This window comes from Synechococcus sp. H60.1 (assembly GCF_047462335.1).
GTDB lineage: Bacteria > Cyanobacteriota > Cyanobacteriia > Thermostichales > Thermostichaceae > Thermostichus.
In genome coordinates this window covers 8470-13074 of the sequence record NZ_JANSJA010000220.1, presented here as the reverse complement: position 1 = coordinate 13074, position 4605 = coordinate 8470, and the positions used below count along the sequence as shown (strand labels likewise).

Here is a 4605-nt window from a genome sequence, read left to right as displayed (position 1 = left end):
TGGGCCAGTTTTACCGCGATCTGCACAACCCCCTCTACGCCACCGCCTACGCCACCTACCACCGCCGCTTCAGCACCAACACCCTGCCCCGCTGGTCGCTGGCCCAGCCCTTCCGCTACCTCTGCCACAACGGCGAGATCAACACCTACCTGGGCAATGTCAACTGGATGGCTGCCCGCGAGCCCTCTTTGGCCCATCCCCTCTGGGGCGAGGCCATCGAAGAGCTCAAACCCGTCATCGATCCCGGCACCAGCGACTCGGCAGGCCTGGACGCGGTCTTTGAGCTCTTGGTTGCCTCCGGCTACTCCAGCCAGCAGGCAATGATGGTGCTGATCCCGGAAGCCTACCGCCACCAACCAGAGCTGCAGGATCACCCGGAAGTGGTGGACTTCTACGAGTTTTTCGCTGGCCTGCAGGAAGCATGGGATGGGCCGGCGATGGTGGTCTTCTGCGACGGCAAAACCATTGGCGCCACTCTGGATCGCAATGGCCTGCGCCCAGCCCGCTACGCCCTTAGCCGCGATGGGTTGCTGGTGGTGGCTTCGGAAGCGGGGGTGGTTCCCCTGCCGGAAGCCGAGATCCTAGAAAAGGGGCGGCTGGGGCCAGGGCAGATGCTGACGGTGGATCTGCAAAGTGGCCAGCTCTACAGAAACTGGGAGATCAAGACCCAGGTGGCGGCTCAGCACCCCTATGGAGAGTGGTTGAGGGCTTACCGCGTTCAGCTCGCTGGCCAAGACTTTGAGAGCGCCCCGCAGCTCACCGAAGAGCGACTCCTTCAGATTCAGACTGCCTGCGGCTACTCCTCGGAAGATGTGGAGATGATCATCGAGGAGATGGCGGCTACGGGCAAGGAGCCGGTTTTCAGCATGGGGGACGACGCGCCGCTGGCGGTGCTCTCCACCCAGCCCCACCCCCTTTACGACTACTTCAAGCAGCGCTTTGCCCAGGTCACCAACCCCGCCATCGATCCCCTGCGGGAAAGCTTGGTGATGTCTTTGGAGGTGTACCTGGGATCCAAAGGCAACCTGCTGGAGATCCGTCCGGAGCATGCTCGCCTGCTGCACCTACGCAGCCCGGTGCTCAACGAGGCGGAGCTAGCTGCCCTGCAGCGGACGCCTTTCTCTTGCCGGACGCTGCCCATCCTCTACCCGGTGGCCGCCGGGCCAGAAGGGCTGGCCGCTCAGGTGCGAGCCCTGTGCCAAGAGGCGGCGCAGGCAGTGCGGGAGGGGGCCGAGATCTTGATCCTTTCGGATCGCGGTCTCAGTGCTGAGCAAGCCTTGATCCCGCCTCTGCTGGCCGTGGGTGCCGTCCACCATCACCTCATCCAGGAGGGGCTGCGCCTACGCGCTTCTCTGGTGGTGGAGACCGCCCAATGCTGGAGTACCCACCACTTTGCCTGCTTGATTGGCTATGGGGCCAGCGCCGTCTGCCCTTACCTGGCCTACGAGGCGGTGCGCCAGTGGTGGCACAAGCCCAAGACGCAAACCCAAATGGCCGCCGGCAAGCTGCCCCAGCTCTCTTTGGCCGAAGCCCAACTGAAGTACCGCACGGCCATCGAGGCGGGCTTGCTCAAGATCCTCTCCAAGATGGGCATTTCTCTGCTCTCCAGCTACCACGGGGCGCAGATCTTCGAGGCCATCGGCCTCAGCCAAGAGGTGATCGAGCTGGCCTTCCGCGGCACGGTGTCGCGGGTCGGGGGGATGACGCTGGCGGAACTGGCCCGCGAGGGTATGGCCAACCACTGCCGCGCCTTCCCCGAGCTGAGCGCGAAAAAATTGGAGAACTTTGGCTTTATCCAAGCGCGGCCCAAGGGGGAGTACCACATCAACAGCCCGGAGATGGCCAAGCTGCTGCACAAGGCCATTGCCTCAGGACAGCCCGACCACTACGAGATCTACCGGGCCCATCTGCGCCACCGCCCCCCCACAGCCCTGCGGGATCTGCTGGACTTTCGCAGCGACCGGGATCCCATTCCCCTAGAAGAGGTAGAGCCGGCCACCGAGATCTTCAAGCGCTTTGCCACAGGAGGGATGTCGCTGGGAGCCCTCAGCCGCGAGGCCCACGAGACCCTAGCCATTGCCATGAACCGCATTGGCGGCAAGTCCAACTCCGGCGAAGGTGGAGAAGATCCGGAGCGCTACATCCCCATTACCGATGTGACGCCGGAGGGCACCTCGGCGCGCTTCCCCCACCTGAAGGGCCTGCGCATGGGGGACAATGCCAGCTCAGCCGTGAAGCAGGTGGCTTCGGGCCGCTTTGGCGTGACGCCGGAGTACCTGCTCAACGCGCGGCAAATCGAGATCAAAATTGCCCAGGGAGCCAAGCCGGGCGAAGGCGGACAACTGCCGGGCAAAAAGGTCAGCCCCTACATCGCCAAGCTGCGCCGCTCCAAGCCAGGGGTGACCTTGATCTCGCCGCCGCCCCACCACGACATCTACTCGATTGAGGATCTGGCCCAGTTGATCTTCGACCTGCACCAGGTCAATCCGCAGGCGCAGGTGTCGGTGAAGCTGGTGGCGGAGGTGGGCATTGGCACGGTGGCGGCAGGGGTGGCCAAAGCCAATGCCGACATCATCCAGATCTCCGGCCACGAGGGAGGCACAGGGGCTTCTCCTTTGAGCTCGATCAAACATGCGGGGGCACCCTGGGAGCTGGGCCTGGTGGAAGTGCATCACGCCCTGCTGGAGAACGGCCTGCGGCAGCGGGTGATTCTGCGCGTGGACGGCGGCATTCGCACCGGCTGGGAAGTGGTGATGGCGGCCATGCTGGGGGCGGAAGAGTTTGGCTTTGGGACAGTGGCCATGATTGCCGAGGGGTGCATCATGGCGCGGGTCTGCCACACCAACAACTGCCCGGTGGGGGTGACCAGCCAGAAAGAGGAGCTGCGCAAGCGCTTCCCCGGCACTCCTGACCAGGTAGTAACTTTCTTTACCTTTGTGGCCGAGGAGGTGCGCCAAGTCCTAGCCCAACTGGGCTACCGCTCCTTGGAGGAGGTGATCGGCCGGGTGGATCTGCTCTGCCCCCGTACCGACGCGGCTCTGGAGAAAACCCAGTCCCTCAACTTGGACTATCTGTTGCGGACTCCCCCCGGCTTCGCTCCCCACCAGCGGCCCAAGTGGCTGGAGCATGAGCTGGTGCATGGCAACGGCCCGGTTCTGGACGAGGCAATCCTGGCGCGGCCCGAGGTGCAAAAGGCCATCGAGACCTGCGACACAGCTACAGTAGAGCTCCCCATCGCCAACACGGATCGCTGCGTGGGCGGACGCATTGCCGGCACCCTGGCCCGGCTGTATGGGGATACCGGCTTTGCCCGACAAGGGGGGCTGCTGGATCTGCGCTTTGTGGGCAGCGCCGGCCAGAGCTTTGGGGCCTTTACCTTGGCGGGCATGCGCCTGACCCTGACGGGGGAAGCCAACGACTACGTGGGTAAGAGCATGTGTGGCGGTGAAATTGTCATTCTGGCTCCCCCAGAAGCTCCGCGGGATCCAGCAGAAAACGTGATCCTAGGCAATACTTGTCTGTACGGGGCCACCGGCGGATCCCTGTTTGCCAACGGCCAGGCGGGAGAGCGCTTTGCCGTGCGCAACTCCGGCGCTCAGGCGGTAATTGAGGGATCCGGCGACCACTGCTGCGAATACATGACCGGCGGCGTGGTGGTGGTGCTGGGGCGGGTGGGCCGTAACCTGGGGGCGGGCATGACCGGCGGCCTAGCCTACGTATTGGATGAAGAGGGCAACTTCCCCGCCAAGGTCAACGGCGAGATCGTGCGCATCCAGCGGATACAGACGGCGGCGGCGGAAGCACAACTGAAGGGCCTGATCCAGGAGCACTACCGCCGCACTCATTCTCCCAAAGCTGAGCGCATCCTGCAGAACTGGGAGCGCTACCTGCCTCTCTTCTGGCAGGTGATCCCGCCTTCGGAGGAGGGGAGTGAGCTGACGGATCCGGCGCGATCCCAGCCGGTGGCGCTGCCGTCGTAGGGGATCCGGGGCCTGTCGGTAACACTTCTTATCCCCTCGACGGCCAAAGAGGCTGGTAAACTGCGAGAGTATACTGGCCTTTTCATCCTGTAACCCCTATGAGTTCCACTTTGCAAGCTACCCAAACCCAGGCGCGAGTGCCCACTGAGACCATCCTGACACCGCGCTTCTACACCACCGACTTCGAGGCCATCGCCAAGATGGGGTTAGGCGATCGAGAGGCCGACTTCCGGGCCATCCTGGAGGAGTTTCGCGCCGACTACAACCGCCACCACTTTGTCCGCGGCGAGGAGTTCAACCAAGATTGGGAAAGCCGGCTTGATCCGGAGGCGCGGCGGCTGTTTGTGGAGTTTTTGGAGCGCTCCTGCACGGCGGAGTTCTCTGGCTTCCTGCTCTACAAGGAGCTATCTCGCAAGCTGAAGGAGACCAACCCGGTCTTGGCCGAGTGCTTTGCCCTGATGAGCCGCGATGAGGCCCGCCACGCCGGCTTCCTCAACCGCGCCATGGGCGACTTCAACATGGCCTTTGACCTGGGCTTTTTGACCAAGCACAAGTCCTACACCTACTTTGCGCCCCGCTTTATCTTCTACGCCACCTATCTCTCCGAGAAGATCGGCTACTGGCG

General features: G+C 63.5%; 2 protein-coding genes. Both read left to right on the top strand.

The genetic code is table 11. The annotated features are described in order from the left end of the window. Positions 1 to 3980, top strand: a 3980-nt coding sequence (locus NW852_RS10965; protein WP_414426741.1) for a glutamate synthase-related protein, incomplete at its 5' end; no start/stop codon positions are given. Positions 3981 to 4078: 98 nt separating this feature from the next. Further along, positions 4079 to 4605: magnesium-protoporphyrin IX monomethyl ester (oxidative) cyclase (gene acsF, locus NW852_RS10960; protein ID WP_414426740.1), on the top strand; the 527-nt coding region annotated here is incomplete at its 3' end.